Origin of the sequence: Natroniella sp. ANB-PHB2, assembly GCF_046097105.1 — a bacterium.
Classification (GTDB): Bacteria; Bacillota; Halanaerobiia; order Halobacteroidales; family Halobacteroidaceae; genus Natroniella.
This window is the reverse complement of sequence record NZ_CP175562.1, coordinates 2,251,295-2,277,019: the sequence shown is the minus strand read 5'-3', so window position 1 is coordinate 2,277,019 and position 25,725 is coordinate 2,251,295. Positions and strand designations below refer to the sequence as shown.

Below are 25,725 nucleotides of genomic sequence, written 5' to 3'. Positions count from 1 at the left end.
TCCTAATTAATTTAATCTACTGGATCATATCCTCCTGAATTAAATGGATGACACTTTAAAATTCTGCTAATTGCCTTAGTTCCTCCTTTTAAAACTCCATATTTTCTAAGTGCTATAAGTGCATATTCAGAACAAGTAGGATAAAAACGACAACTCCTTTTTAGCTTCAAGGGAGAAATAAAGGACTGATAAAATCTAATCAATTTAATCAATACTTTACTAATTAATTTACTCATTAAATCAACCTTCCAATATTTTGGCCTTTCTAAATAAATGATTCAATCTATTTTCAATCCGCTGATAAGATGCATTCACAATTGGTTTTCGTGCAATCAAAACAAGATCAACTCCTGAAACCAATTTATCATTATTATGTCTATAGGCTTCTTTTAAAATCCTTTTTACTCTATTTCTAACCACAGCATTGCCAATCTTTTTGGTAACTGAATATCCTATCCTTCTTGTGGAATTTTCAGTAGACAATACGTATAGAACAAGTAGTCGATTAGCAACAGACTTGCCTCTTTTATAAACCTTTCTAAACTGATATGTCTTTTTCAATTTTCCATCCTTGACCATTAATAGTTCCTCCCTAAAACTAAAGTAGCTCAATGTACAATTTTTTATAATCTAAGACACTATACTAAATTATAGATTATCTAGTCAGGACATGTCAAGACTAATTAAATTATTTTAATAAATTATCCACAAAACTTGTTGATAAGTTGTTAATAATTTGTTATCATTAATTTGTATCTGGATCTTACTTACTTTTTGTTGACCTTAAAATTTAATAATTTAATAATTTGACTGCTTAAAATTATTAGAAAATTAGTTATTCACCCAACTCGAGTACTTATTGTGGATAACTAATTCTTTTTTTAACTCTATTTTTAGATAATAAACAAACTATCCACAAGATGTTAACATTTTGTGGATAACTTTTCTAGGAGGTGCACCGTGCTTGAAAAAGCTCCAAAAAAATTATGGAAAAAGACACTGAGTAAGATTGAAACTAAATTAAGTAAACCAAGCTTTGAAACTTGGTTTAAATCAACTGAAATAATTACAATTCAAGGTAATTCCCTAGTTATTGAAGTTCCCAATGAATTTGCTAAAGATTGGCTAGAAACAAGATATTCTAACCTAATTAAAGAAACAATTTCAGAAATAACTAATAATTCTTATACTATTAAATTTACTATTCCAGAATTAAAAGAAACTGAAGAAATAATTTTAGAAGATGAAACAGAAAATATTGAAGAAGAAACTAAACAAGAAGATAATCATTCTGTTTTAAACCCTAAATATACTTTTGATACTTTTGTTATCGGTAATAGTAATCGCTTTGCTCATGCAGCTTCTTTAGCAGTAGCAGAGGCTCCAGCTAAGGCTTATAACCCTCTCTTTCTTTATGGAGATGTAGGTTTAGGAAAAACTCATTTAATGCATGCCATTGGAAATTATATTTTACATCATAATTCTAATATGAAAGTCATGTATTTAACTTCAGAAAAATTCACCAATAAGCTAATCAATTCTATTAGATATGATAAAACTATAGAATTCAGGGATCAATATCGAAATATTGATATCTTATTGATTGATGATATTCAGTTTTTAGCTGGAAAAGAAAGAACTCAAGAAGAATTTTTTCATACCTTTAATGCTTTACATGATGCTAATAAGCAAATTATTATTTCTAGTGATAGACCTCCCAAGGAGATACCTACTCTAGAAGAAAGATTGAGATCAAGGTTTGAATGGGGACTTATTACTGACATTCAAAAACCAGATCTAGAAACTAAAATAGCTATTTTAAAGAAAAAAGCTACTTTAGAAGATCTTGAGATTCCAAATAATGTGATAGTCTATATCGCTAATAAAATAAAATCAAATATTCGTGAATTAGAAGGGGCCTTAATTAGGGTAGTTGCCTATTCATCATTAATCAATGCAGATATCACAATCAATCTGGCTGAAGAAGCACTCAAAGATATTGTAAACTCCCCTTCAGCTACTAAAAAACCTAAAGAGATCACAACTAATCTAATCAAAGAGATCGTAGCACAACATTATGGGATTAGAATTGAAGATATGAAGTCTAAAAAAAGAACAAGAGCAATTGCTTTTCCACGCCAAATAGCAATGTATATTTCAAGAAGATTAACCGAACTTTCTTTACCTCAGATTGGGAATAGATTTGGGGGGAGAGATCATAGTACAGTATTGCATGCTTATAATAAAATTAAAACTAAAATAGAAGAAGAACCAAATTTTGAAAGCACTATAAATAAATTGACAAATCAAATTAAGACACCCTAAGTAGATAAATAACCTGTGGATAACCCTGTTGATATCCTGTGGATAAGTTGTGGATAACCCTATTTTTTTGTGGATAATTATTTATTGGAAATCAAGTTGTGGATATGTGGATAACTATCCACAACTTATCCACAACTTATCCACAAGAGCTAGCCTTAGTGTGTCATGGGTTGAAGTGACTTATCAACATTATCCACAACCCCTACTACTACTACTACTATCTTTTTAAAATAAAATAATAATAATAGTATTTTATGTAAGTAACTACATAAACCTAAATAGTTAAGAAAGAATTGTGATATAATGAATAAGGAGGTTTTAAAAAATGAGAATTAAACTTCAACAAAAAGAATTTTATCAAGGGATTCAAACAGTAAGAAAGGCAGTCTCCTCAAAGACAACCTTGCCTATTTTATCTGGAATATTATTAAAGACAGAAGAAAATAAATTAAAGTTAGTTGCTACAGATTTAGAAATAGGAATAGAATGTTATGTTGATACTGAAATCATCAAAGAGGGCTCTATTGTTTTACCGGCTCAACACTTTGCTAGTATTATTAGAGAATTACCTAATCAAGAGATACTCTTATCAGCTGAAAGTTCTAATAACACTGCTCAAATCAAGTGTGGTAACTCTCAATTTAATATACATGGTTCTCCAGCTGATGAATTTCCATTACTACCCGAGATCAATTCTAAAACAAAGTTTACATTTGAGCAACAAAAATTAAAACAAATAATCGAACAAATTAAATTTGCAACTTCTAAAGATGAAAACAAGCCTTTTTTATCTGGAGGATTATTAATACTTGAAAATAAAACTATAAAACTAATTGCTACTGATACTTATCGGCTTGCTTATAAAGAAGAGACTACTAATAACCAAAAGATTAACTTGACTAAAGCTATAATTCCTAATAGTACTTTACAAGAGTTAACAAAGCTATTAAATAATGAAGAGAAAGAGGCTGAAATTGTTATTACTGACAATCAGATCCTATTTAAATTTTCTGGGATTTCAGTTGTATCACGATTGATAGAAGGACAATTTCCAAATTATAAGCAGGTTATTCCAGATAGCTCAGAAACAGAAGTGACAGTTGATACAAAAGAGTTACTACAAGCTACTAAACGAGCTGCTTTATTAGCTAAAGAAGATTCTGATATTATTAAAATCAACTTCAATGCTGAAAAGCTAATTATTACTTCCAATGCACCTGAAATTGGTCAAGCATATGAAGAAGTTCCAATTTCTTTATTGGGCCAAGAAACAGAAATTGCTTTTAATGCTAAGTATGTTTTAGAAGCTTTAAAGGTGATTACTGATGAAGAAATTACTATTAAATTATCAGGATCATTAGCACCAGGAGTTATTGAGACGAGCTCAGAACAAAAGTATATTTATGTAATTATGCCCGTAAGAAGTGCTTAATTAACTTACAAAAAGGAGGAAGGTTCTATGAAAAAAATTAAAATAAAAACTAAAACTATTAAATTAGATCAATTTTTAAAATGGGCCAACATTGTTAATACAGGAGGAGAAGCAAAACTGATCATTCAAGCAGGAGAAGTAATCGTAAATCAAGAAATAGAGAAAAAGAGAAGCAAGGTCTTAACCGAGGGTGATATAATTAAATACAATGACCAGAAATATCAAATAACTACTTAGGGAGTGGGTAGACTACATTGTTTTTGTCCCAGCTTTACTTAAGAGATTTTAGAAATTATAATCAACAACATTTAAAATTTGATCAAAATTTAAATTTGATCATTGGTGCTAATGCTCAGGGAAAAACTAATATTTTAGAAGCTATATATTTATTAGGAACCGGAAATTCTCATCGTACTAATATAGATTCTGAATTGATTAATTGGAACAAAGATAACTTCTATGTCAAAGGAGAGTTAATAAAAAATAATCAAAATTATCAACTAGAAGTAAACTACCAAGGAAGGACTAAGGAAATTAAAGTTAACTCTAATAAATTACAGCGAATGAGTGATTTAGTTGGTTATTTGAATATAGTTATCTTTTCTCCAGAGGATTTAACTTTAGTTAAAGGAAGTCCCAGTCAAAGAAGGAGATTTATTAACTTAGAAGTTTCTCAAGTTAGCTCTTATTACAAGCATTTATTAACCGAATATAGAAAGATTTTAAAACAAAGAAATAACCTATTAAAAGAAATTGGAGAAAATAACACTCCTCAACATATGCTACAAGTTTGGGATCAACAATTAATTGATATAGGAAGTAAAATTATAAAACGAAGGTTAGAGGCAATTGATAAGTTGAGTATTTTAGCTAAATTAATGCAGCGAAAAATTACTGATGGTATAGAGACACTTCTGTTAAAATATGATACTAAATTACAAGTTAATACGAATAGTTCCACTCAAGAAATTAAGGAAGAATTCAAGAAAGAATTAAAACAAAAAAGAAAGCGGGAAATTGAGCATGGAGTTACAAAAGTTGGCCCGCACAGGGATGATATTTCCTTGATTGTAAATAATATAAACATAAGAAAATTTGGCTCTCAAGGACAACAAAGAACAACTGCTTTGGCTATTAAGCTAGCTGAGTTAGAATTTATGAAAGCAGAAATAGGAGAATATCCAATACTTTTATTAGATGATGTATTTTCAGAATTAGATGATAAACGACGTTTTCAATTATTAAAAGTAATTCAAAATAAAGTGCAGACTTTCATTACAACTACTCATTTAAATCAGTTACAAAGTTTTAATAATGAGTACAAATCATTTAAAATTAATAAAGGATCTGTAATTGAGGGATAACAATGCCTAAATCAATCAAAGAAGTTTTAGAGCAGACTTTGAATCAATTAGGAATTGAAAATAAAATTAAAGAAAAACAGGTATTAGGTTTTTGGAAAAAAATCAATAAAAAAGAGATCAATCTTCATACTGAAGCAAAATATATTAATAATGGAGTTTTATTTGTTACGGTAGACGATCCTACATGGGCCCACCAGTTATTGTTTATGAAAAAAAAGCTAATCCAAAAAATAAATGATAAACTTGATATAAACTTGGTTAAGGATATTAGATTTAAAGTAGGATCTGTATTTAAGAAAAAAAGTAATTCACAAAGTGAAGGAGAGAACAACTATCAAAAGATCAAGTTGAGTTTACAAGAACAAGAAGGTATAAAAGAAATAACACAGGAAATTTCGGATCCTAACTTAAAAAACAACTTGTACAAGCTGATGAAAACATTTAAAGAAAAAAACAAATGGAAGAAAATAAACAGTTGGAAAGTTTGCCCTAGTTGCTCAGTTTTAACTTCACCTAAAAATGACAAATGTCCAATTTGTGAATTAAAGAATAATAAAAAGCTTAGTTTAGAAATTGAGAGCTTATTATCTAGTAGCCCGTGGATTAAATATAAAGATATTACTGAGCTCTATCCTAACCTGACAAAAAAAGAGTTCGAATCAGTAAAAAATAATTTACTAAAAAAATTAAAAACTAAAATAGACCAATTAATGATAAAGGCTTTAGAACAAAAAACAGAAACTAAACAAATAAAAGTAATAATACAAAATTACGTAATGCTAAAAACAGAAATTAAACCAACTAATTTAACTAATAGACTAATCAAAGAAATGATTGGAAATAATTACATGAAGATTTACCAACGACTATAAGGAGGGAATTTATTCATGTTACACTTAGGAAAAGGTAATACTATCTCTCTTAAGGATGTTGTTTTAATAGCAGACTTAGAAGCTACAACTTATTCAAAGGAAACAGAAAATTTTTTAAAAATAGCTAAAGAAGAGGGGTTTATAACTGACTATTCAGAAGGGGCTCCAAAATCATTTGTTGTTACAGATGAAACAGTTTATTATTCAATGATTTCATCAAATACATTAGCCAAAAGAGTAAACTCTAAAGATAATCTAAACTGTGATTAATTAATCACAGTTTAATAAGTTTAAACGGAGGTTTTATAATGGAAAGAGATATAAATTATGATGCAGAACAGATTCAAGTATTAGAAGGGCTAGAGGCTGTTCGTAAACGCCCAGGTATGTATATAGGAAGTACTGGAGAAAAAGGATTGCATCATTTAGTTTATGAAGTTGTTGATAATAGCATAGATGAAGCATTAGCTGGTTATTGTGATCAAATTGAAGTTCAGATTAAAGAAGGTAATATAATTACAATAATTGATAATGGGCGTGGTATTCCAGTTTCAGCACATTCAAAAATGAAAAGACCAGCTGTTGAGGTTGTAATGACTGTATTACATGCTGGGGGTAAATTTGATGGAAAAGGTTATAAAGTTTCTGGCGGATTACATGGAGTTGGAGTATCAGTAGTTAATGCTTTATCAGAATGGTTAGAAGTAGAAGTTTGGAGAAATAATGAAATTTATTATCAGAGATATCAACGAGGAATTCCAGAAGAAGATTTAAAAGTAATAGGTGAAACTGATAAGAATGGAACTAAGATTACATTTAAAGCTGACGAAGAGATTTTTGAAAACATTAAATATAAGTATAAAATATTAGCTCAAAGATTAAAAGAGTTAGCTTATTTAAACAAAGGTATTGAAATTAAAATAATTGATACTAGAAAAGAAGAAAAAGTTGAGAAAAATTTCAAATATGAAGGTGGAATTATTTCGTTTGTAAAAGAAATAAACAAACATGAAACACCTTTGCATGAAGATGTTGTTTTTTTGGAAGAGGAAGTCAATGATGCTCAAATTGAAGTTGCAATTCAATATAACACCAACTATCTAGATAAGATATTTACATTTGCTAATAACATTAATACTCATGAGGGCGGTACCCACCTTAGTGGGTTTAAAAGTGCGTTAACACGAACAGTTAATGATTATGCTCGAAAGAATAACTTTCTTAAAAAAAATGACAATAACCTTTTAGGAGATGATATTAGAGAGGGGATTGTAGCTATAATTAATATTAAACTAGTTGATCCTCAGTTTGAAGGACAAACTAAGACTAAACTAGCTAATAGAGAAATAAGAGGGATTGTAGATTCAATTGTATCTCAGAAGTTGAGTACTTTCCTAGAGGAAAACCCTAAAGTTGGAAAAAAAATCGTTGAAAAATCACTCACTTCTGCTAGAGCTAGAAAAGCTGCTAAAAAAGCACGGGATTTAACTAAACGCAAGAGTGCCTTAACAAGCACTTCTTTACCAGGAAAATTAGCTGATTGTTCTTCTCGTGATTCAGAAAAAAGTGAAATATATATAGTTGAGGGAGATTCCGCAGGGGGTTCTGCTAAACAAGGAAGAGATAGAGAGTTCCAAGCAATTTTACCACTAAAAGGGAAAATATTAAATGTGGAAAAAGCTAGACTGAATAAAATTCTAAATAATAAAGAAATAAGAGCTTTAATTACTGCTTTAGGTACTGGTATAGCAGATGAATTTGATATTAGTAATCTTAGATATGGAAAGATTATCATTATGACTGATGCTGATGTAGATGGAGCTCATATTAGGACTTTATTATTAACCTTCTTTTATCGTTATATGAAACCTTTAATTGAAAGAGGACATATTTATATTGCTCAACCTCCACTTTATAAAGTAACTAAAGGTAGAAAGAAGAGTTATGTTTATAATGATAGACAATTACAAGATTTATTAAATGAAATTGGTTCAAAAAGGGTTTCTTTACAAAGGTATAAGGGGTTAGGTGAAATGAACCCAGAACAATTATGGGAAACAACAATGGATCCAGAAAACAGAACACTATTGAAGGTGCAAATAAATGATGCTATTATGGCAGATGAAATATTTACAAAGCTAATGGGAGATAAAGTTCAACCTCGCCGTGAGTTTATTCAAAGTCATGCCAAAGAAGCTCAGAATTTAGATGTTTAGGAGGATACTTGATGAAAGAATTAAATGATAATGTAAGATTAGTAGGTATTGAAGACGAAATGCAGGAAGCTTATATTGATTACGCAATGAGTGTTATAGTAGGACGTGCTTTACCAGATGTAAGAGATGGTTTAAAGCCAGTTCATAGAAGGATCTTATATGCTATGAATGAATTAGGAATGAAACCAACTCAAGCTCATAAAAAATCAGCCAGAATTGTAGGAGAAGTCTTAGGTAAATACCACCCTCATGGGGATACTGCCGTGTATGACAGTATGGTTAGAATGGCACAAGATTTCTCCTATCGTTATCAGTTAGTTGATGGGCATGGGAATTTCGGTTCAGTTGATGGTGATTCAGCTGCAGCAATGAGATATACAGAAGCAAGAATGACCAATATAACTACAGAATTACTATCAGATATTGATAAGGAAACGGTAGATTTCAATGAAAACTTTGATGGAAGCTTACAAGAACCAGAAGTTTTACCAGCAAGAGTTCCTAACTTATTAATTAATGGTTCTTCAGGTATTGCAGTGGGGATGAGTACAAATATTCCACCTCATAATATTAAAGAAGTTATAGATGGAGTCATAGAATTAACAAAAAACCCAGAGTTAGAGGTTACTGAATTAATGAAAATAATAAAAGGGCCTGATTTTCCTACTGGTGGAAATATAATGGGACGAAAAGCTATAAAAAGTTATTTTGAAACTGGGAGAGGAAAGCTCAAACTTAGAGCTGAAACGAAAATCGAAGAGTTAGATAATCAAAAAAATAAAATAATAGTTACTGAGCTACCATACCAGGTAAATAAAGCTAAATTAATCAAGAAAATTGCCCGATTAGTAAGAGAAGATAAAATTGAAGGAATTTCTGATTTACGTGATGAATCTGATAGAAGAGGAATGAGAGTAGTTATTGAATTGAAGCGTGGGGTTAACCCGCGAATTATTTTAAATAAACTCTACAAGCATACTAGATTACAAACAACGTTTGGTATTATCATGTTAGCTTTAGTTGATAATCAACCACAGATTTTAGGGGTTAAAGATGTATTAAAACATTATTTAAATCACCAAAAAGATGTAATTACCAGAAGAACAGAATATGATTTAAATAAAGCAGCTGCTAGAGCTCATATTCTAGAAGGGTTTAAAATAGCTTTAGATAATATTGAAAGAGTAATTAAAATTATTCGTTCTTCCAAAAATTCTTCACTTGCTCAAAAGAAATTAAAAGAAGAGTTTGAGTTATCGAAAAAGCAAGCTAAAGCGATATTAAATATGAGGTTACATAGGCTAACAAATCTAGAAAGGGATAAAATTGAAGTTGAATATAACAAATTACAGCAAAAAATAAATTACTTAGAGTCAATTTTAGCTAGTGAGGATAAATTATTAAGTGTTATTAAGGAAGAATTATTACAGTTAAAAAATAAGTACTCTGATGAAAGAAGAACAAAGATCATTGATAAAGATATTGATTTAGATTTAGAAGACTTAATTGAAGAAGAAGAAATCATAATTACTTTAACGGAACAAGGGTACATTAAAAGAATGCCATTAGATACATATCGTAATCAACACCGTGGTGGAAAGGGAATTATAGGCATCAAAACTAAGGAAAATGATACCGTTCAAAATATTTATACTAGCTCAACTCATGATCATATTTTATTTTTCACTAATATGGGGCGGGTTTATCGTTTGAAAGGATATCAGATTCCTGAATCAGGTAGACAGGCGCGAGGAACAGCAATTATAAATTTATTAGAGCTCGATTCGGGTGAAAAGATTACAACTGTAATGCCAATTTCTGAATTTGGAACTGAGCATTATTTAATAATGGTTACGAAGCAAGGGATTATAAAGAAAACTAAACTTGATGAATATAACACCAATTATACAGGTTTAATTGCTTTGAATTTACAAAAAGATGATAAGTTAGTTGATGTTAAGTTAATTAATGATGAGCAAGAAATTATATTAGCTACTAAACAAGGGTTAGCTATTCGTTTTTCTGAACAAGATGTAAGAAGTATTGGTCGAACAGCTCGAGGAGTTAAGGGTATTAGCCTAGAACAGGATGATCAAGTAATTGGTATGGAGGTTGCTGAAGAAAACCAAGAGTTGTTGGTGATTACTGAAAAGGGATATGGTAAAAGAACGCCACTAGCTCGGTATAGAACCCAAAGTAGAGGCGGTAAAGGGTTAATTACTTTAAATAGAACTGATAATAATGGTTGTTTGGTTGAGATTAAAGTAGTAAAGGGGAATGAAGAGATTATTATTATTAGTGAAGAGGGGATATTATTAAGAACTTCCGTTTCTGAAATATCATCTACTGGTCGAAATACTCAAGGGGTTAGGGTTATGAAATTAAATGAAGATGATAGGGTTGCTTCAATTGGATATGTTGATTAAAAAGTAAAAAGGGGGGGAACTCCCTTTGCTTTGTTTTTTCAGTTACTAGAATTTAATATATTTGTATTTCCCTTTTTATTTTTTTGTGTTATTATTGCTTTGACACAGATCTGATACGTTCGCAAATATTTTTCTAGTCAATTAAGATTATGTATGAAGTATAAGGAGGTTCTAGTTTTTTGCGTATTTAATTTATATAATTCACTTGACAAGTATGAAGTGGAGTGGTATACTACTCGATGTTGTCGCAAAAGAAGTAGTTTTGACGGCAAAAGAGAACTTAAAAAAGTTCTTGACAAACAAGAGTGAGTTTGATATTATATTAATTGTCGCTTGAGAAAGTGACAGAAAAAATTGAACAAGCAATTCGGTCTTTGAAAACTAAACAATGCAATGTTTCAACTAAGCAAGAAGAGCTAGTCAAACTCGTAATCAATGTGCTTTTGCACATGATATAAATTTTAATTGAGAGTTTGATCCTGGCTCAGGACGAACGCTGGCGGCGTGCTTAACACATGCAAGTCGAGCGAGAAAGCTACCTTCGGGTAGTGAGTAAAGCGGCGGACGGGTGAGTAACGCGTGGGAACATACCTTTAAGACTGGGATAACTTCTTGAAAAGGAAGCTAATACCGGATAAACTCCTTTCGGAGCAAAGATGGCTTTTATGCTATCACTTAAAGATTGGCCCGCGTCCCATTAGCTAGTTGGTGAGATAACAGCTCACCAAGGCAACAATGGGTAGCCGACCTGAGAGGGTGATCGGCCACACTGGGACTGAGACACGGCCCAGACTCCTACGGGAGGCTGCAGTGGGGAATCTTCCGCAATGGACGAAAGTCTGACGGAGCAACGCCGCGTGAGTGAAGAAGGTCTTCGGATCGTAAAGCTCTGTCTTTAGGGAAGAATACTTTAATTGTGAATAACAGTTAGGGTTGACGGTACCTTTAAAGGAAGCCCTGGCTAACTACGTGCCAGCAGCCGCGGTAATACGTAGAGGGCAAGCGTTGTCCGGAATCATTGGGCGTAAAGGGTACGCAGGCGGTCTAGTAAGTCAGAGGTGAAATCCACCGACTCAATCGGTGAACTGCCTTTGAAACTACTAGACTTGAGGATAAGGGAAGAAAGTGGAATTCCTAGTGTAGTGGTGAAATACGTAGATATTAGGAAGAACATCAATGGCGAAGGCAACTTTCTATCTTATACCTGACGCTGAGGTACGAAAGCTAGGGGAGCAAACGGGATTAGATACCCCGGTAGTCCTAGCCGTAAACGCTGGATACTAGGTGTTGGGGGTTCGACCCCCTCGGTGCCGGAGTTAACGCATTAAGTATCCCGCCTGGGGATTACGACCGCAAGGTTGAAACTCAAAGGAATTGACGGGGGCCCGCACAAGCGGCGGAGCATGTGGTTTAATTCGAAGCAACGCGAAGAACCTTACCAGAACTTGACATCCCGTGACTACCTGTGAAAGCAGGGTATAGTCCTTTGGACTACACGAAGACAGGTGGTGCATGGCTGTCGTCAGCTCGTGTCGTGAGATGTTGGGTTAAGTCCCGCAACGAGCGCAACCCCTGTCCTTAGTTGCCAGCACGTCAAGGTGGGGACTCTAAGGAGACTGCCGCGGAAAAACGCGGAGGAAGGTGGGGATGACGTCAAGTCATCATGCCCCTTATGTTCTGGGCTACACACGTGCTACAATGGTCTGTACAGAAGGAAGCGATACCGCAAGGTTTAGCAAATCCTGAAAAGCAGATCTCAGTTCGGATTGCAGGCTGCAACTCGCCTGCATGAAGCTGGAGTCGCTAGTAATCGTGGATCAGAATGCCACGGTGAATACGTTCCCGGGCCTTGTACACACCGCCCGTCACACCACCCGAGTTGGGGGCACCAGAAGTCGTCTAAGGACGCCGAAGGTGTGCCTGGTAAGGGGGGTGAAGTCGTAACAAGGTAGCCGTACCGGAAGGTGCAGCTGGATCACCTCCTTTCTAAGGAGTTATTTCAACTCTAGTCGTAGTTGGAACTTGCATTGTTTAGTTTTGAGAGACTGAATCTCTCAAAAGCAATTAATAATGAATATTGAATAATTAAAGTCAAGGTCAAAGATCAAAAGAGTTTAGATGTTTTGATCTTGGGTTTTAGCTATTTATTATTAACTGCGTGTATGGGTCTATAGCTCAGTTGGTCAGAGCGCACGCCTGATAAGCGTGAGGTCGGTGGTTCAAATCCACCTAGACCCACCAAAAACTAATTTACAATGTGTAATTGGCAATTAAGTTCTCTAAGAACTTATCTTTTTTATTGTCTACTCTAAATTGTGAATTTAGTTCATGGGGATATAGCTCAGCTGGGAGAGCGCCGCCCTTGCAAGGCGGAGGTCGTCGGTTCGATCCCGACTATCTCCACCAAAAGCAATTAATAATGAATATTGAATATTAATTGTTCTTAAATTTGTACTTTGAAAACTGCACAATAGATAGTGCGTCTAGATTAAGTTAGTAAGGGCGCACGGTGGATGCCTAGGTGTCAGGAGCCGAAGACGGACGTGGCAAGCTGCGAAAAGCCTTGATGAGCTGCAAACAAGTGATGACTCAAGGATGTCCTAATAGGAGCACCAGGTATGGATAATCCCATATCATCTTAAGGTTAATAAATAGCCTTAAGAAGGGAACCGGGTGAATTGAAACATCTTAGTAACCCGAGGAAGAGAAAGCAAAAGCGATTCCCTAAGTAGCGGCGAGCGAAAGGGGAACAGCCCAAACTGTAATAGTGTCAAGCTTATGGGCATTGCTATTACAGGGTAGTAGGACTATCAGACCTTACCATAAAAAGGTCATAGGATAAGCTTCAGTTAATCGAAGTAGCTGGAAAGCTACGCCACAGAAGGTAATAGCCCTGTAGGTGAAAATTGGAGTTGACTAGATAGTATCCTGAGTACCATGAGACACGAGAAACCTCGTGGGAAGCAAGGAGGACCATCTCCTAAGGCTAAATACTTCCTGACAACCGATAGTGAACCAGTACCGTGAGGGAAAGATGAAAAGAACCCCGGGAGGGGAGTGAAATAGAATCTGAAACCGTGTGCCTACAAGCAGTCAGAGGACGTTAAAGTCTGATGGCGTGCTTTTTGCATAACGAACCGACGAGTTATGATCTGTAGCGAAAGGTTAAGCCAAAGAAGGTGAAGCCGTAGCGAAAGCGAGTCTTAAAAGGCGAAAGTTGCAGGTCATAGACCCGAAACCGAGTGATCTATCCATGACCAGGATGAAGCACGTGTAAGAACGTGTGGAGGTCCGAACTGCATTGGCGTTGAAAAGCCATGGGATGAGTTGTGGATAGGGGTGAAAGGCCAATCGAACTCGGAGATAGCTGGTTCTCCTCGAAATAGCTTTAGGGCTAGCCTCAAGTGTTATAATTTGGCGGTAGAGCACTGATTGGACTAAGGGCTTTATAGAGTTACTGAATCCAGTCAAACTCCAAACGCCATCTTATTAAGCTTGGGAGTCAGACTATGTGGGATAAGCTTCATAGTCGAGAGGGAAACAACCCAGACCGTCAGTTAAGGTCCCAAAGTATGGACTAAGTGGTAAAGGATGTGAGATTGCATAGACAACCAGGATGTTGGCTTAGAAGCAGCCATTCATTTAAAGAGTGCGTAATAGCTCACTGGTCGAGTGATCTTGCGCTGAAAATGTACGGGGCTAAAGTCCATCACCGAAACTACGGATTGGTATAACCAATGGTAGAGGAGCATTCTATATAGGTTGAAGCAGTACCGGAAGGAGCTGTGGACAGTATAGAAGAGATAATGTCGGTATGAGTAACGATAAAATAGGTGAGAATCCTATTCGCTGTAAGTCTAAGGTTTCCTGAGGAAGGCTCGTCCGCTCAGGGTAAGCCGGATCCTAAGCCGAGGCCGAAAGGCGTAGGCGATGGAAAATTGGTTAAAATTCCAATGCTACCTCCTTATCACTATGAGTGATGGGATGACGCAGGAAGATAGGCTAGCCTGGCAACGGTATGTCAGGTTGAAACATTAAGAAGGATGACTTAGGTAAATCCGGGTCGTCATTAACTTTAAGGTGTGACCAGGAGTCTCTACGGAGGCGAAGTAGTTGACTTTACACTGCCAAGAAAAATCTCTAACCAGATAAGAGGTAACCGTACCGCAAATTGACACAGATAGACTAGAAGAGTATTCTAAGGCGCGCGAGAGAACCTTCGTTAAGGAACTCGGCAAAATAACCCCGTAACTTCGGGAGAAGGGGTACCTCATTAGGGTGTATGCTCGAAGAGGTTGCAATAACCAGGCCCAAGCGACTGTTTACCAAAAACACAGGTCTCTGCTAAGACGTAAGTCGATGTATAGGGGCTGACGCCTGCCCGGTGCTGGAAGGTCAAGGGGAAGTGTTAGGCATAAGCTGAAGCGCAGAACTTAAGCCCCAGTAAACGGCGGCCGTAACTATAACGGTCCTAAGGTAGCGAAATTCCTTGTCGGGTAAGTTCCGACCTGCACGAATGGCGCAACGACTTGGGCACTGTCTCAACGAAGGTCTCGGTGAAATTGTATTACCTGTGAAGATGCAGGTTACCCGCGACAGGACGGAAAGACCCCGTGGAGCTTTACTGTAGTCTGATATTGGATTTTGGTACATTATGTACAGCATAAGTGGGAGGCAATGAACTCGGCACGCTAGTGTCGAAGGAGCCTTAAGTGGGATACCACTCTTAATGTGCCGGAATTCTAACCATGCACTGTAATCCAGTGTTGGGACAGTTTCAGATGGGCAGTTTGACTGGGGCGGTCGACTCCTAAAGAGTAACGGAGTCGCCCCAAGGTTCCCTCAGTGCGGTCGGAAATCGCACGTAGAGTGTAAAGGCAGAAGGGAGCTTGACTGCAAGAGCTACAACTCGAGCAGGTACGAAAGTAGGGCTTAGTGATCCGACGGTAGAGCATGGAATTGCCGTCGCTCAACGGATAAAAGTTACCCCGGGGATAACAGGCTTATCTCCCCCAAGAGTTCACATCGACGGGGAGGTTTGGCACCTCGATGTCGGCTCGTCGCATCCTGGAGCTGAAGCAGGTTCCAAGGGTTTGGCTGTTCGCCAATTAAAGCGGTACGCGAGCTGGGTTCAGAACGTCGTGAGACAGTTCGGTCCCTATCCGTCGTGGGCGTAGGATATTTGAAGGGAGCTGTCCCTAGTACGAGAGGACCGGGATGGACGTACCTCTGGTGTACCAGTTGTCTACCAAAGGCATTGCTGGGTAGCTAAGTACGGATTTGATAAACGCTGAAAGCATCTAAGCGTGAAGCTGACCTTGAGATAAGATATCCCATAGAGTGAATCTAGTAAGATCCCTGATAGACTATCAGGTAGATAGGCCAGAGGTATAAGGGTGGCAACATCTTCAGCTGACTGGTACTAATAGATCGAGGGCTTAATCTAGAATATATCTATTGTGCAGTTTTAAATGTATAATAAAGCATTTAATATTGAATGCTGAATAGTTAAAGAACTTAGAAATTTATTTATTAAAAAGTTCTTGACAAAGAAGAATGAAAATGTTAAGATATTAATTGTTGAATTGAGACAAGCTTAAAATTAAATTTTCCCCGATAGCTCAGTTGGTAGAGCGAGTGGCTGTTAACCACTTTGTCGTAGGTTCGAGTCCTACTCGGGGAGCCAGTTTAGTATTTAAAACTTGGTAATATTATTTATTTGATAATAGATTCAAAAAAGTTCTTGACAAACAAGAGTGAGTTTGATATTATATTAATTGTCGCTTGAGAAAGTGACGGAAAAAATTGAACAAGCAATTCGGTCTTTGAAAACTAAACAATGCAATGTTTCAACTAAGCAAGAAGAGCTAGTCAAACTCGTAATCAATGTGCTTTTGCACATGATATAAACTTTAATTGAGAGTTTGATCCTGGCTCAGGACGAACGCTGGCGGCGTGCTTAACACATGCAAGTCGAGCGAGAAAGCTACCTTCGGGTAGTGAGTAAAGCGGCGGACGGGTGAGTAACGCGTGGGAACATACCTTTAAGACTGGGATAACTTCTTGAAAAGGAAGCTAATACCGGATAAACTCCTTTCGGAGCAAAGATGGCTTTTATGCTATCACTTAAAGATTGGCCCGCGTCCCATTAGCTAGTTGGTGAGATAACAGCTCACCAAGGCAACAATGGGTAGCCGACCTGAGAGGGTGATCGGCCACACTGGGACTGAGACACGGCCCAGACTCCTACGGGAGGCTGCAGTGGGGAATCTTCCGCAATGGACGAAAGTCTGACGGAGCAACGCCGCGTGAGTGAAGAAGGTCTTCGGATCGTAAAGCTCTGTCTTTAGGGAAGAATACTTTAATTGTGAATAACAGTTAGGGTTGACGGTACCTTTAAAGGAAGCCCTGGCTAACTACGTGCCAGCAGCCGCGGTAATACGTAGAGGGCAAGCGTTGTCCGGAATCATTGGGCGTAAAGGGTACGCAGGCGGTCTAGTAAGTCAGAGGTGAAATCCACCGACTCAATCGGTGAACTGCCTTTGAAACTACTAGACTTGAGGATAAGGGAAGAAAGTGGAATTCCTAGTGTAGTGGTGAAATACGTAGATATTAGGAAGAACATCAATGGCGAAGGCAACTTTCTATCTTATACCTGACGCTGAGGTACGAAAGCTAGGGGAGCAAACGGGATTAGATACCCCGGTAGTCCTAGCCGTAAACGCTGGATACTAGGTGTTGGGGGTTCGACCCCCTCGGTGCCGGAGTTAACGCATTAAGTATCCCGCCTGGGGATTACGACCGCAAGGTTGAAACTCAAAGGAATTGACGGGGGCCCGCACAAGCGGCGGAGCATGTGGTTTAATTCGAAGCAACGCGAAGAACCTTACCAGAACTTGACATCCCGTGACTACCTGTGAAAGCAGGGTATAGTCCTTTGGACTACACGAAGACAGGTGGTGCATGGCTGTCGTCAGCTCGTGTCGTGAGATGTTGGGTTAAGTCCCGCAACGAGCGCAACCCCTGTCCTTAGTTGCCAGCACGTCAAGGTGGGGACTCTAAGGAGACTGCCGCGGAAAAACGCGGAGGAAGGTGGGGATGACGTCAAGTCATCATGCCCCTTATGTTCTGGGCTACACACGTGCTACAATGGTCTGTACAGAAGGAAGCGATACCGCAAGGTTTAGCAAATCCTGAAAAGCAGATCTCAGTTCGGATTGCAGGCTGCAACTCGCCTGCATGAAGCTGGAGTCGCTAGTAATCGTGGATCAGAATGCCACGGTGAATACGTTCCCGGGCCTTGTACACACCGCCCGTCACACCACCCGAGTTGGGGGCACCAGAAGTCGTCTAAGGACGCCGAAGGTGTGCCTGGTAAGGGGGGTGAAGTCGTAACAAGGTAGCCGTACCGGAAGGTGCAGCTGGATCACCTCCTTTCTAAGGAGTTATTTCAACTCTAGTCGTAGTTGGAACTTGCATTGTTTAGTTTTGAGAGACTGAAATTAAGTTTAAGTTCAAGTTTAAGGCTAAGTAAGAGCTTAGTCCTTGTCTTGACTAAAACTTAAACTCAGCCTCAGACCTAAAATTTGTACTTTGAAAACTGCACAATAGATAGTGCGTCTAGATTAAGTTAGTAAGGGCGCACGGTGGATGCCTAGGTGTCAGGAGCCGAAGACGGACGTGGCAAGCTGCGAAAAGCCTTGATGAGCTGCAAACAAGTGATGACTCAAGGATGTCCTAATAGGAGCACCAGGTATGGATAATCCCATATCATCTTAAGGTTAATAAATAGCCTTAAGAAGGGAACCGGGTGAATTGAAACATCTTAGTAACCCGAGGAAGAGAAAGCAAAAGCGATTCCCTAAGTAGCGGCGAGCGAAAGGGGAACAGCCCAAACTGTAATAGTGTCAAGCTTATGGGCATTGCTATTACAGGGTAGTAGGACTATCAGACCTTACCATAAAAAGGTCATAGGATAAGCTTCAGTTAATCGAAGTAGCTGGAAAGCTACGCCACAGAAGGTAATAGCCCTGTAGGTGAAAATTGGAGTTGACTAGATAGTATCCTGAGTACCATGAGACACGAGAAACCTCGTGGGAAGCAAGGAGGACCATCTCCTAAGGCTAAATACTTCCTGACAACCGATAGTGAACCAGTACCGTGAGGGAAAGATGAAAAGAACCCCGGGAGGGGAGTGAAATAGAATCTGAAACCGTGTGCCTACAAGCAGTCAGAGGACGTTAAAGTCTGATGGCGTGCTTTTTGCATAACGAACCGACGAGTTATGATCTGTAGCGAAAGGTTAAGCCAAAGAAGGTGAAGCCGTAGCGAAAGCGAGTCTTAAAAGGCGAAAGTTGCAGGTCATAGACCCGAAACCGAGTGATCTATCCATGACCAGGATGAAGCACGTGTAAGAACGTGTGGAGGTCCGAACTGCATTGGCGTTGAAAAGCCATGGGATGAGTTGTGGATAGGGGTGAAAGGCCAATCGAACTCGGAGATAGCTGGTTCTCCTCGAAATAGCTTTAGGGCTAGCCTCAAGTGTTATAATTTGGCGGTAGAGCACTGATTGGACTAAGGGCTTTATAGAGTTACTGAATCCAGTCAAACTCCAAACGCCATCTTATTAAGCTTGGGAGTCAGACTATGTGGGATAAGCTTCATAGTCGAGAGGGAAACAACCCAGACCGTCAGTTAAGGTCCCAAAGTATGGACTAAGTGGTAAAGGATGTGAGATTGCATAGACAACCAGGATGTTGGCTTAGAAGCAGCCATTCATTTAAAGAGTGCGTAATAGCTCACTGGTCGAGTGATCTTGCGCTGAAAATGTACGGGGCTAAAGTCCATCACCGAAACTACGGATTGGTATAACCAATGGTAGAGGAGCATTCTATATAGGTTGAAGCAGTACCGGAAGGAGCTGTGGACAGTATAGAAGAGATAATGTCGGTATGAGTAACGATAAAATAGGTGAGAATCCTATTCGCTGTAAGTCTAAGGTTTCCTGAGGAAGGCTCGTCCGCTCAGGGTAAGCCGGATCCTAAGCCGAGGCCGAAAGGCGTAGGCGATGGAAAATTGGTTAAAATTCCAATGCTACCTCCTTATCACTATGAGTGATGGGATGACGCAGGAAGATAGGCTAGCCTGGCAACGGTATGTCAGGTTGAAACATTAAGAAGGATGACTTAGGTAAATCCGGGTCGTCATTAACTTTAAGGTGTGACCAGGAGTCTCTACGGAGGCGAAGTAGTTGACTTTACACTGCCAAGAAAAATCTCTAACCAGATAAGAGGTAACCGTACCGCAAATTGACACAGATAGACTAGAAGAGTATTCTAAGGCGCGCGAGAGAACCTTCGTTAAGGAACTCGGCAAAATAACCCCGTAACTTCGGGAGAAGGGGTACCTCATTAGGGTGTATGCTCGAAGAGGTTGCAATAACCAGGCCCAAGCGACTGTTTACCAAAAACACAGGTCTCTGCTAAGACGTAAGTCGATGTATAGGGGCTGACGCCTGCCCGGTGCTGGAAGGTCAAGGGGAAGTGTTAGGCATAAGCTGAAGCGCAGAACTTAAGCCCCAGTAAACGGCGGCCGTAACTATAACGGTCCTAAGGTAGCGAAATTCCTTGTCGGGTAAGTTCCGACCTGCACGAATGGCGCAACGACTTGGGCACTGTCTCAACGAAGGTCTCGGTGAAATTGTATTACCTGTGAAGATGCAGGTTACCCGCGACAGGACGGAAAGACCCCGTGGAGCTTTACTGTAGTCTGATATTGGATTTTGGTACATTATGTACAGCATAAGTGGGAGGCAATGAACTCGGCACGCTAGTGTCGAAGGAGCCTTAAGTGGGATACCACTCTTAATGTGCCGGAATTCTAACCATGCACTGTAATCCAGTGTTGGGACAGTTTCAGATGGGCAGTTTGACTGGGGCGGTCGACTCCTAAAGAGTAACGGAGTCGCCCCAAGGTTCCCTCAGTGCGGTCGGAAATCGCACGTAGAGTGTAAAGGCAGAAGGGAGCTTGACTGCAAGAGCTACAACTCGAGCAGGTACGAAAGTAGGGCTTAGTGATCCGACGGTAGAGCATGGAATTGCCGTCGCTCAACGGATAAAAGTTACCCCGGGGATAACAGGCTTATCTCCCCCAAGAGTTCACATCGACGGGGAGGTTTGGCACCTCGATGTCGGCTCGTCGCATCCTGGAGCTGAAGCAGGTTCCAAGGGTTTGGCTGTTCGCCAATTAAAGCGGTACGCGAGCTGGGTTCAGAACGTCGTGAGACAGTTCGGTCCCTATCCGTCGTGGGCGTAGGATATTTGAAGGGAGCTGTCCCTAGTACGAGAGGACCGGGATGGACGTACCTCTGGTGTACCAGTTGTCTACCAAAGGCATTGCTGGGTAGCTAAGTACGGATTTGATAAACGCTGAAAGCATCTAAGCGTGAAGCTGACCTTGAGATAAGATATCCCATAGAGTGAATCTAGTAAGATCCCTGATAGACTATCAGGTAGATAGGCCAGAGGTATAAGGGTGGCAACATCTTCAGCTGACTGGTACTAATAGATCGAGGGCTTAATCTAGAATATATCTATTGTGCAGTTTTGAATGTATAATAAAGCATTTAATACTGAATGCTGAATAGTTAAAGAACTTAGAAATTTATTTATTAAAAAGTTCTTGACAAAGAAGAATGAAAATGTTAAGATATTAATTGTTGAATTGAGACAAGCTTAAAATAAGCGAAGAACTTAATTGTTCAATGTTAGATATTAATTATTAATTGAATAAGATTCTGGTGGTAATTGCGGAGGGGTAACACCTGTTTCCATTTCGAACACAGCAGTTAAGTCCTCCAGCGCCGATGGTACTGCAGGGGCAGCCTTGTGGGAGCGTAGGTCACTGCCAGAATATAAAAAAGGACTTTTTATTGCAGTTAACTGTGGTAAGAGGTCTTTTTTTGTGTTTTTTTATTTAAAATTATTAGTTACTTAGCATAATAGTTAATATAAGAATAAGAGCTGAGCTAAAATTTAAGGGGGATTAATTTGACTAAAACTATAAAGGTAATTTTAGTAGTTATAGCTACTTTATTATTAATAGGGGTGATATTATTAAGTATTATTTTTGCTATAATTAGTGGAAGGTTGGGAATAGATGAGCCTCCTAATCAATTAGTAGCAATTGATATTTCAGGGGTGATTAGCAGTGGGCAGGTTGGTTTTTCTGGACAAGCTAATTCAGCAAGAATAATGGAACAGATTAATCAACTTAAAGAGGAGAAAGATGTTAAAGGATTAATTTTGAGAATAAATAGCCCTGGAGGAAGTTCTGCTGCTTCTGAAGCAATTTATCAAGAAATTTTAGATTATAAATCTGAAACTGGAAATCCTGTTGTAGTTGCAATGGAAGATGTAGCTGCTTCTGGTGGTTATTATATTGCTACTGCTGCTGATCAAATTTTTTCTAATTCTGCAACGACTACCGGTAGTATTGGAGTTATTATGCAGTTTAAAGATATGAAAGAGTTATATCAAAAAATAGGGATTAGAAATGTAACTTTTAAGAGTGGAAACTATAAGGATATTGGAAATCCAGATCGAGATTTAACTGAAGAAGAAAAAGAGTTCTTACAAGAATTAGTTGATGAAATTCATGAACAATTTGTCCAAACGATAGTAGACGAGAGGAATTTATCACGAAATAAAGTAGAAGATTTAGCTGATGGTAGAATATTCACTGGGAGTCAGGCAAAGGAGCTTGGTTTGGTTGATCAGCTGGGTAATTTTTATCATGCTGTTGACGAACTCGAAAGGTTAGCAGGAATAGAAGGAGAAGCAGAATTGATTCATCATGATCGCCAATCACTATTAGATATTATTGTTTCCTCTGTTATATCACAATTGAGTTTAGATAATAATTTAATTTTTAGATATCAATTCAATTAAATTCCTTGCATTATTAGATTAAATATTATATAATACAGATTAACATAAAATATCCATTTTAAAATCACAAGGAAGAGGCCAAGTAGATTATAAACTTTATTTTTAGAGAGTCAGTGGTTGGTGAAAACTGATATAGAGTTTTGATTGAATCCACCTTGGAGTGGCTAGTGACTAAGCTAGACGGTAGTAACCGTTATCTACGATGACAAGTGGGCTAGTTTGCCAATTAGAGTGGTACCACGGGAGTATTTAAATAGATTATAAGCTCTCGCCTCTATGTATGATGTAGAGGTGGGGGTTTTTTTTATATAAAAACATTGAATAATAAGCAATAGTCAATAATAAAAATAAAGGAGTTGTTGTGATGAAAAACAAGCGCACTATGATGTTACCTGGTCCTGTTGATGTTCCTCATCAAGCTTTATTAGCTTCAGCACAAAAGATGATAGGTCATCGAACTTCTGATTGTGAAGATTTGGTTGCTGAAGTATCTGAAGGGCTAAAGTATGTTTTTCAGACGGAAAATGATGTCTTAGTTTTAACTTGTTCTGGTACTGGAGGTCTTGAGGCTACGCTAGCTAATACTTTATCTAAAGGTGATAAGGTTTTATCACTTTGCACTGGAGCATTTGGAGAGAGGTTTGCCACTATTGCTGAACGTTATGGTATTGAAGTAGAGCGGATGAATTTTACCTGGGGAGAGGCTGTAAATGCAGATAGAGTAGAGGAAAAGTTAAAAGAGGTAGGGAAAGGCTACTTTAAAGCAATTTTAATGACTCATAATGAGACTTCAACTGGTATAGTTAACCATCCTAAGCCTCTTGGTAAATTAGCAAAAGAGTATGGTGCTTTATTATTCATTGATGCTGTTAGTTCATTAGCAGGAATTGAACTAAAGACTGATAAATGGAAGGCTGATGTAGTTGTAGCTTCTACTCAAAAGGCCTTAATGAGCCCACCTGGACTAGCTTTAGTAAGTGTAAGTCCTGCTGCTATGAAAGCTAGAGAAGAATCTGATTTACCCAAATTTTATTGGGATTTTAAAAGAGCTAAAAGATTTTTAAATGAAAGGCCAAATCAGACTCCTTCTACTCCAGCAATTACTACATTGTATGCTTTAAGAGAAGTATTAAAAGAGATTAAAGAAGAAGGGTTAGGAGAAGTGTTTGATCGTCATAAAATAATGGCCAAAGCATTTAGGAGTGCTATGAAAAAGATTGGCTTAGGCTTATTAGTTGATAATGAAGATGAAGCTTCTAAAACTGTAACTGCCGTAGAATTACCAAAAGAGATTAAATTTAGTACTTTAAAAGAGAGGCTATTAGAAGAGCATAACCTTTATATTACTGGTAGTAAAGGTCATTTGAAAGGAAAGGTATTTAGAGTAGGTCATATGGGTAATACAACTAAAAGTGATATATTAACTACCATTTCAGCTTTAGAGATTGTATTAAAAGATGAAGGATTAGACTTAGAGTTAGGTAGTGGTATTAAAGCAGCTCAAGAGATATTTTATAAGGAGGAGAGATAAAAATGAAGGTATTAGTCAGTGATGAAATTTCAGAGGCAGGAATTGAGATTTTGGAAAAAAAAGGAGTAGATGTAACTTATAATACTGAATTGGGTTATGAAGAATTATTAGAAGAAATTGGGAAGTACCATGGGATTATTTTAAGAAGTATGACTCCATTAAATGAAGAAGTTTTAGCAAAAGCTGATAACTTAAAGGTAATTGCTAGAGCTGGTTCTGGTTATGATAATATTGATGTAGAAGCAGCCTCTAAAAAAGGTATTATCGTCTTAAATACGCCTGGTCAAAACACTATTTCAGCTGCGGAACAGACAATGGCTTTAATGGCAGGTCTTTCTAGAAATATATATCATGCTAATAAAGCACTTCATGAAGGAGTTTGGAATAGAAGTAAGTATATGGGGGTTGAATTAAATCAAAAGACTTTAGGAATTATCGGGTTAGGAAGAGTAGGGGGAAATGTAGCTAAGATGGCTCAAGGTTTCAATATGAAAGTTATTGCTAATGATCCGTATATTCCAGCTAAACGAGGTGAAAGATTAGGGGTAGAGCTGGTTGAATTTGATGAGTTATTGGAAAGAGCAGATTATATAACATTACATACTCCATTAACTGAGGAGACACATCATATAATTGATAAGGAAGCTATTTCTAAAATGAAAGATGGAGTTAGAATACTTAATGTAGCCCGAGGTCAAAATGTAGATTGTCAAGCTTTATACCATGGTGTTAAAAGCGGTAAAGTAGCCGGAGCAGGTTTGGATGTTCATGAAGAAGAACCTATTACTGAAGATTATTCATTATTAGAGTTAGAAGACAAAGTAATTATGGCGCCTCATCTTGGAGGAACTACTGTAGAAGCAATGGATAATGTATCTATTGATGCTGCTAGACAGATGCTGAGTGTTTTTGAGGGGGATCTTCCACGAACTCCACTTAATATTCCAAGTGTAGATCCTAAGGTGATGGCTGAGATTAAACCATACATTAACTTAGCAGATAAATTAGGAAGTTTCTATTCAGGTTGGACTGGAGGTAGAGTTGAAGAAGTTGAAGTAATTTATCAAGGAGATATAGCTAAGCAAGAGGTTGAACCAATTACTACTGCAGTATTAAAGGGACTACTAAACCCAGTTGTAAATGAAGATATTAATTTAGTTAATGCTCAAATGATTGCTGAAGAGCGAGGGATTAAAGTGGTTGAATCTAAAAGTAAAACTAGTAATAAATACTCTAATTTAATTACTTTAAAGGTTAAGGATAAAGATGAGATGACTAAATTATCAGGAACAGTTTTCCATAAAGGTGATTTAAGAATCGTTGATATTGATGGTTATCAAGCTGATATAATTCCAGAGGGAATCTTACTAGTTAGTGATCATATTGATAAGCCTGGTGTAGTTGGGCAGGTAGGAACTTTATTTGGAAGTAATGATGTTAATATTGCTAGTATGAGATTAGGACGTAATCAAGCTGGTGGTAGAGCTATTATGGTCTTAACCTTAGATGATGAACCTAGAGAAGAATTAAAAGATGAATTATTAAAGATTGATGGAATTAAAGATATAAATGTATTTGCACTGTAAACTCAGTAATTAGTAATGAGTCACA

13 protein-coding genes, 3 tRNA genes, 5 rRNA genes and 1 other annotated feature are annotated in these 25,725 nt (G+C 37.6%); of the genes, 19 read left to right on the top strand and 2 right to left on the bottom strand.

Annotated features, from left to right (window positions below; genetic code table 11):
- Nucleotides 1–11: 11 nt before the first annotated feature.
- Entirely contained in the window at nucleotides 12–236 is a 225-nt protein-coding gene (yidD, locus tag ACKF5P_RS11360) for a membrane protein insertion efficiency factor YidD (RefSeq protein ID WP_408955302.1), read from the bottom strand.
- 4 nt (nucleotides 237–240) lie between these two features.
- Nucleotides 241–579, bottom strand: a complete 339-nt coding sequence (rnpA, locus tag ACKF5P_RS11355; protein WP_408955301.1) for a ribonuclease P protein component — start codon at nucleotides 577–579, stop codon at nucleotides 241–243.
- 381 nt (nucleotides 580–960) lie between these two features.
- On the opposite strand from rnpA, the gene dnaA reads away from it, so the two are divergent.
- The 19 genes from dnaA (at nucleotide 961) to serA (ending at nucleotide 25,700) form a co-directional block, all read left to right on the top strand.
- Complete coding sequence (gene dnaA, locus ACKF5P_RS11350) at nucleotides 961–2,325, top strand: chromosomal replication initiator protein DnaA (RefSeq protein ID WP_408955300.1); 1,365 nt, start codon at nucleotides 961–963, stop codon at nucleotides 2,323–2,325.
- 325 nt (nucleotides 2,326–2,650) lie between these two features.
- Complete coding sequence (gene dnaN / locus ACKF5P_RS11345) at nucleotides 2,651–3,757, top strand: DNA polymerase III subunit beta (RefSeq protein ID WP_408955299.1); 1,107 nt, start codon at nucleotides 2,651–2,653, stop codon at nucleotides 3,755–3,757.
- 27 nt (nucleotides 3,758–3,784) lie between these two features.
- Entirely contained in the window at nucleotides 3,785–3,994 is a 210-nt protein-coding gene (locus tag ACKF5P_RS11340; protein ID WP_408955298.1) for an RNA-binding S4 domain-containing protein, read from the top strand.
- Between the two features lie 17 nt (nucleotides 3,995–4,011).
- A complete protein-coding gene (gene recF, locus ACKF5P_RS11335) occupies nucleotides 4,012–5,121 on the top strand; it encodes a DNA replication/repair protein RecF (protein ID WP_408955297.1) in 1,110 nt (369 codons plus the stop codon).
- Nucleotides 5,122–5,123: 2 nt separating this feature from the next.
- The gene (locus tag ACKF5P_RS11330; RefSeq protein ID WP_408955296.1) at nucleotides 5,124–5,993 is read left to right on the top strand and encodes a DciA family protein; all 870 of its coding nucleotides are present in this window, start codon (nucleotides 5,124–5,126) and stop codon (nucleotides 5,991–5,993) included.
- A 15-nt stretch (nucleotides 5,994–6,008) separates the two neighbouring features.
- On the top strand, nucleotides 6,009–6,263 hold the full coding sequence (gene remB / locus ACKF5P_RS11325) for an extracellular matrix regulator RemB (protein ID WP_408955295.1): 255 nt from the start codon (nucleotides 6,009–6,011) through the stop codon (nucleotides 6,261–6,263).
- Nucleotides 6,264–6,301: 38 nt separating this feature from the next.
- On the top strand, nucleotides 6,302–8,209 hold the full coding sequence (gyrB, locus tag ACKF5P_RS11320) for a DNA topoisomerase (ATP-hydrolyzing) subunit B (RefSeq protein WP_408955294.1): 1,908 nt from the start codon (nucleotides 6,302–6,304) through the stop codon (nucleotides 8,207–8,209).
- Nucleotides 8,210–8,220: 11 nt separating this feature from the next.
- Nucleotides 8,221–10,635 (top strand): DNA gyrase subunit A, encoded by a 2,415-nt coding sequence (gene gyrA / locus ACKF5P_RS11315; RefSeq protein ID WP_408955293.1) that lies wholly within the window; start codon nucleotides 8,221–8,223, stop codon nucleotides 10,633–10,635.
- Between the two features lie 461 nt (nucleotides 10,636–11,096).
- A 16S ribosomal RNA gene (locus ACKF5P_RS11310) occupies nucleotides 11,097–12,621 on the top strand.
- A gap of 178 nt (nucleotides 12,622–12,799) precedes the next feature.
- Nucleotides 12,800–12,876 (top strand) — tRNA-Ile (locus ACKF5P_RS11305).
- Between the two features lie 89 nt (nucleotides 12,877–12,965).
- A tRNA-Ala gene (locus ACKF5P_RS11300) sits at nucleotides 12,966–13,041 on the top strand.
- An 80-nt stretch (nucleotides 13,042–13,121) separates the two neighbouring features.
- A 23S ribosomal RNA gene (locus tag ACKF5P_RS11295) occupies nucleotides 13,122–16,081 on the top strand.
- 164 nt (nucleotides 16,082–16,245) lie between these two features.
- Nucleotides 16,246–16,321: transfer RNA gene (locus ACKF5P_RS11290), tRNA-Asn, on the top strand.
- Between the two features lie 226 nt (nucleotides 16,322–16,547).
- Nucleotides 16,548–18,072, top strand: a 16S ribosomal RNA gene (locus tag ACKF5P_RS11285).
- A 186-nt stretch (nucleotides 18,073–18,258) separates the two neighbouring features.
- Nucleotides 18,259–21,218 (top strand): 23S ribosomal RNA (locus tag ACKF5P_RS11280).
- 211 nt (nucleotides 21,219–21,429) lie between these two features.
- Nucleotides 21,430–21,546, top strand: a 5S ribosomal RNA gene (gene rrf / locus ACKF5P_RS11275).
- Together the 16S, 23S and 5S rRNA genes with 3 tRNA genes alongside form the textbook arrangement of a ribosomal RNA operon.
- A 137-nt stretch (nucleotides 21,547–21,683) precedes the next feature.
- The gene (gene sppA, locus ACKF5P_RS11270) at nucleotides 21,684–22,583 is read left to right on the top strand and encodes a signal peptide peptidase SppA (RefSeq protein ID WP_408955292.1); all 900 of its coding nucleotides are present in this window, start codon (nucleotides 21,684–21,686) and stop codon (nucleotides 22,581–22,583) included.
- Nucleotides 22,584–22,643: 60 nt separating this feature from the next.
- Nucleotides 22,644–22,862, top strand: a binding site (T-box leader).
- A gap of 85 nt (nucleotides 22,863–22,947) precedes the next feature.
- Nucleotides 22,948–24,114 (top strand): pyridoxal-phosphate-dependent aminotransferase family protein, encoded by a 1,167-nt coding sequence (locus tag ACKF5P_RS11265; RefSeq protein ID WP_408955291.1) that lies wholly within the window; start codon nucleotides 22,948–22,950, stop codon nucleotides 24,112–24,114.
- A 2-nt stretch (nucleotides 24,115–24,116) separates the two neighbouring features.
- Nucleotides 24,117–25,700: a phosphoglycerate dehydrogenase gene (gene serA / locus ACKF5P_RS11260; protein ID WP_408955290.1), complete on the top strand. Its 1,584-nt coding sequence runs from the start codon at nucleotides 24,117–24,119 to the stop codon at nucleotides 25,698–25,700.
- Nucleotides 25,701–25,725 lie beyond the last annotated feature (25 nt).

What these genes read in the sequence shown, in the direction of transcription:
- yidD (WP_408955302.1), bottom strand. Translation starts at nt 236, where the DNA reads ATGAGTAAATTAATTAGTAAAGTATTGATTAAATTGATTAGATTTTAT.
- rnpA (WP_408955301.1), bottom strand. Translation starts at nt 579, where the DNA reads ATGGTCAAGGATGGAAAATTGAAAAAGACATATCAGTTTAGAAAGGTT.
- dnaN (WP_408955299.1), top strand. Translation starts at nt 2,651, where the DNA reads ATGAGAATTAAACTTCAACAAAAAGAATTTTATCAAGGGATTCAAACA.
- ACKF5P_RS11340 (WP_408955298.1), top strand. Translation starts at nt 3,785, where the DNA reads ATGAAAAAAATTAAAATAAAAACTAAAACTATTAAATTAGATCAATTT.
- ACKF5P_RS11330 (WP_408955296.1), top strand. Translation starts at nt 5,124, where the DNA reads ATGCCTAAATCAATCAAAGAAGTTTTAGAGCAGACTTTGAATCAATTA.
- remB (WP_408955295.1), top strand. Translation starts at nt 6,009, where the DNA reads ATGTTACACTTAGGAAAAGGTAATACTATCTCTCTTAAGGATGTTGTT.
- gyrB (WP_408955294.1), top strand. Translation starts at nt 6,302, where the DNA reads ATGGAAAGAGATATAAATTATGATGCAGAACAGATTCAAGTATTAGAA.
- gyrA (WP_408955293.1), top strand. Translation starts at nt 8,221, where the DNA reads ATGAAAGAATTAAATGATAATGTAAGATTAGTAGGTATTGAAGACGAA.
- ACKF5P_RS11265 (WP_408955291.1), top strand. Translation starts at nt 22,948, where the DNA reads ATGAAAAACAAGCGCACTATGATGTTACCTGGTCCTGTTGATGTTCCT.
- serA (WP_408955290.1), top strand. Translation starts at nt 24,117, where the DNA reads ATGAAGGTATTAGTCAGTGATGAAATTTCAGAGGCAGGAATTGAGATT.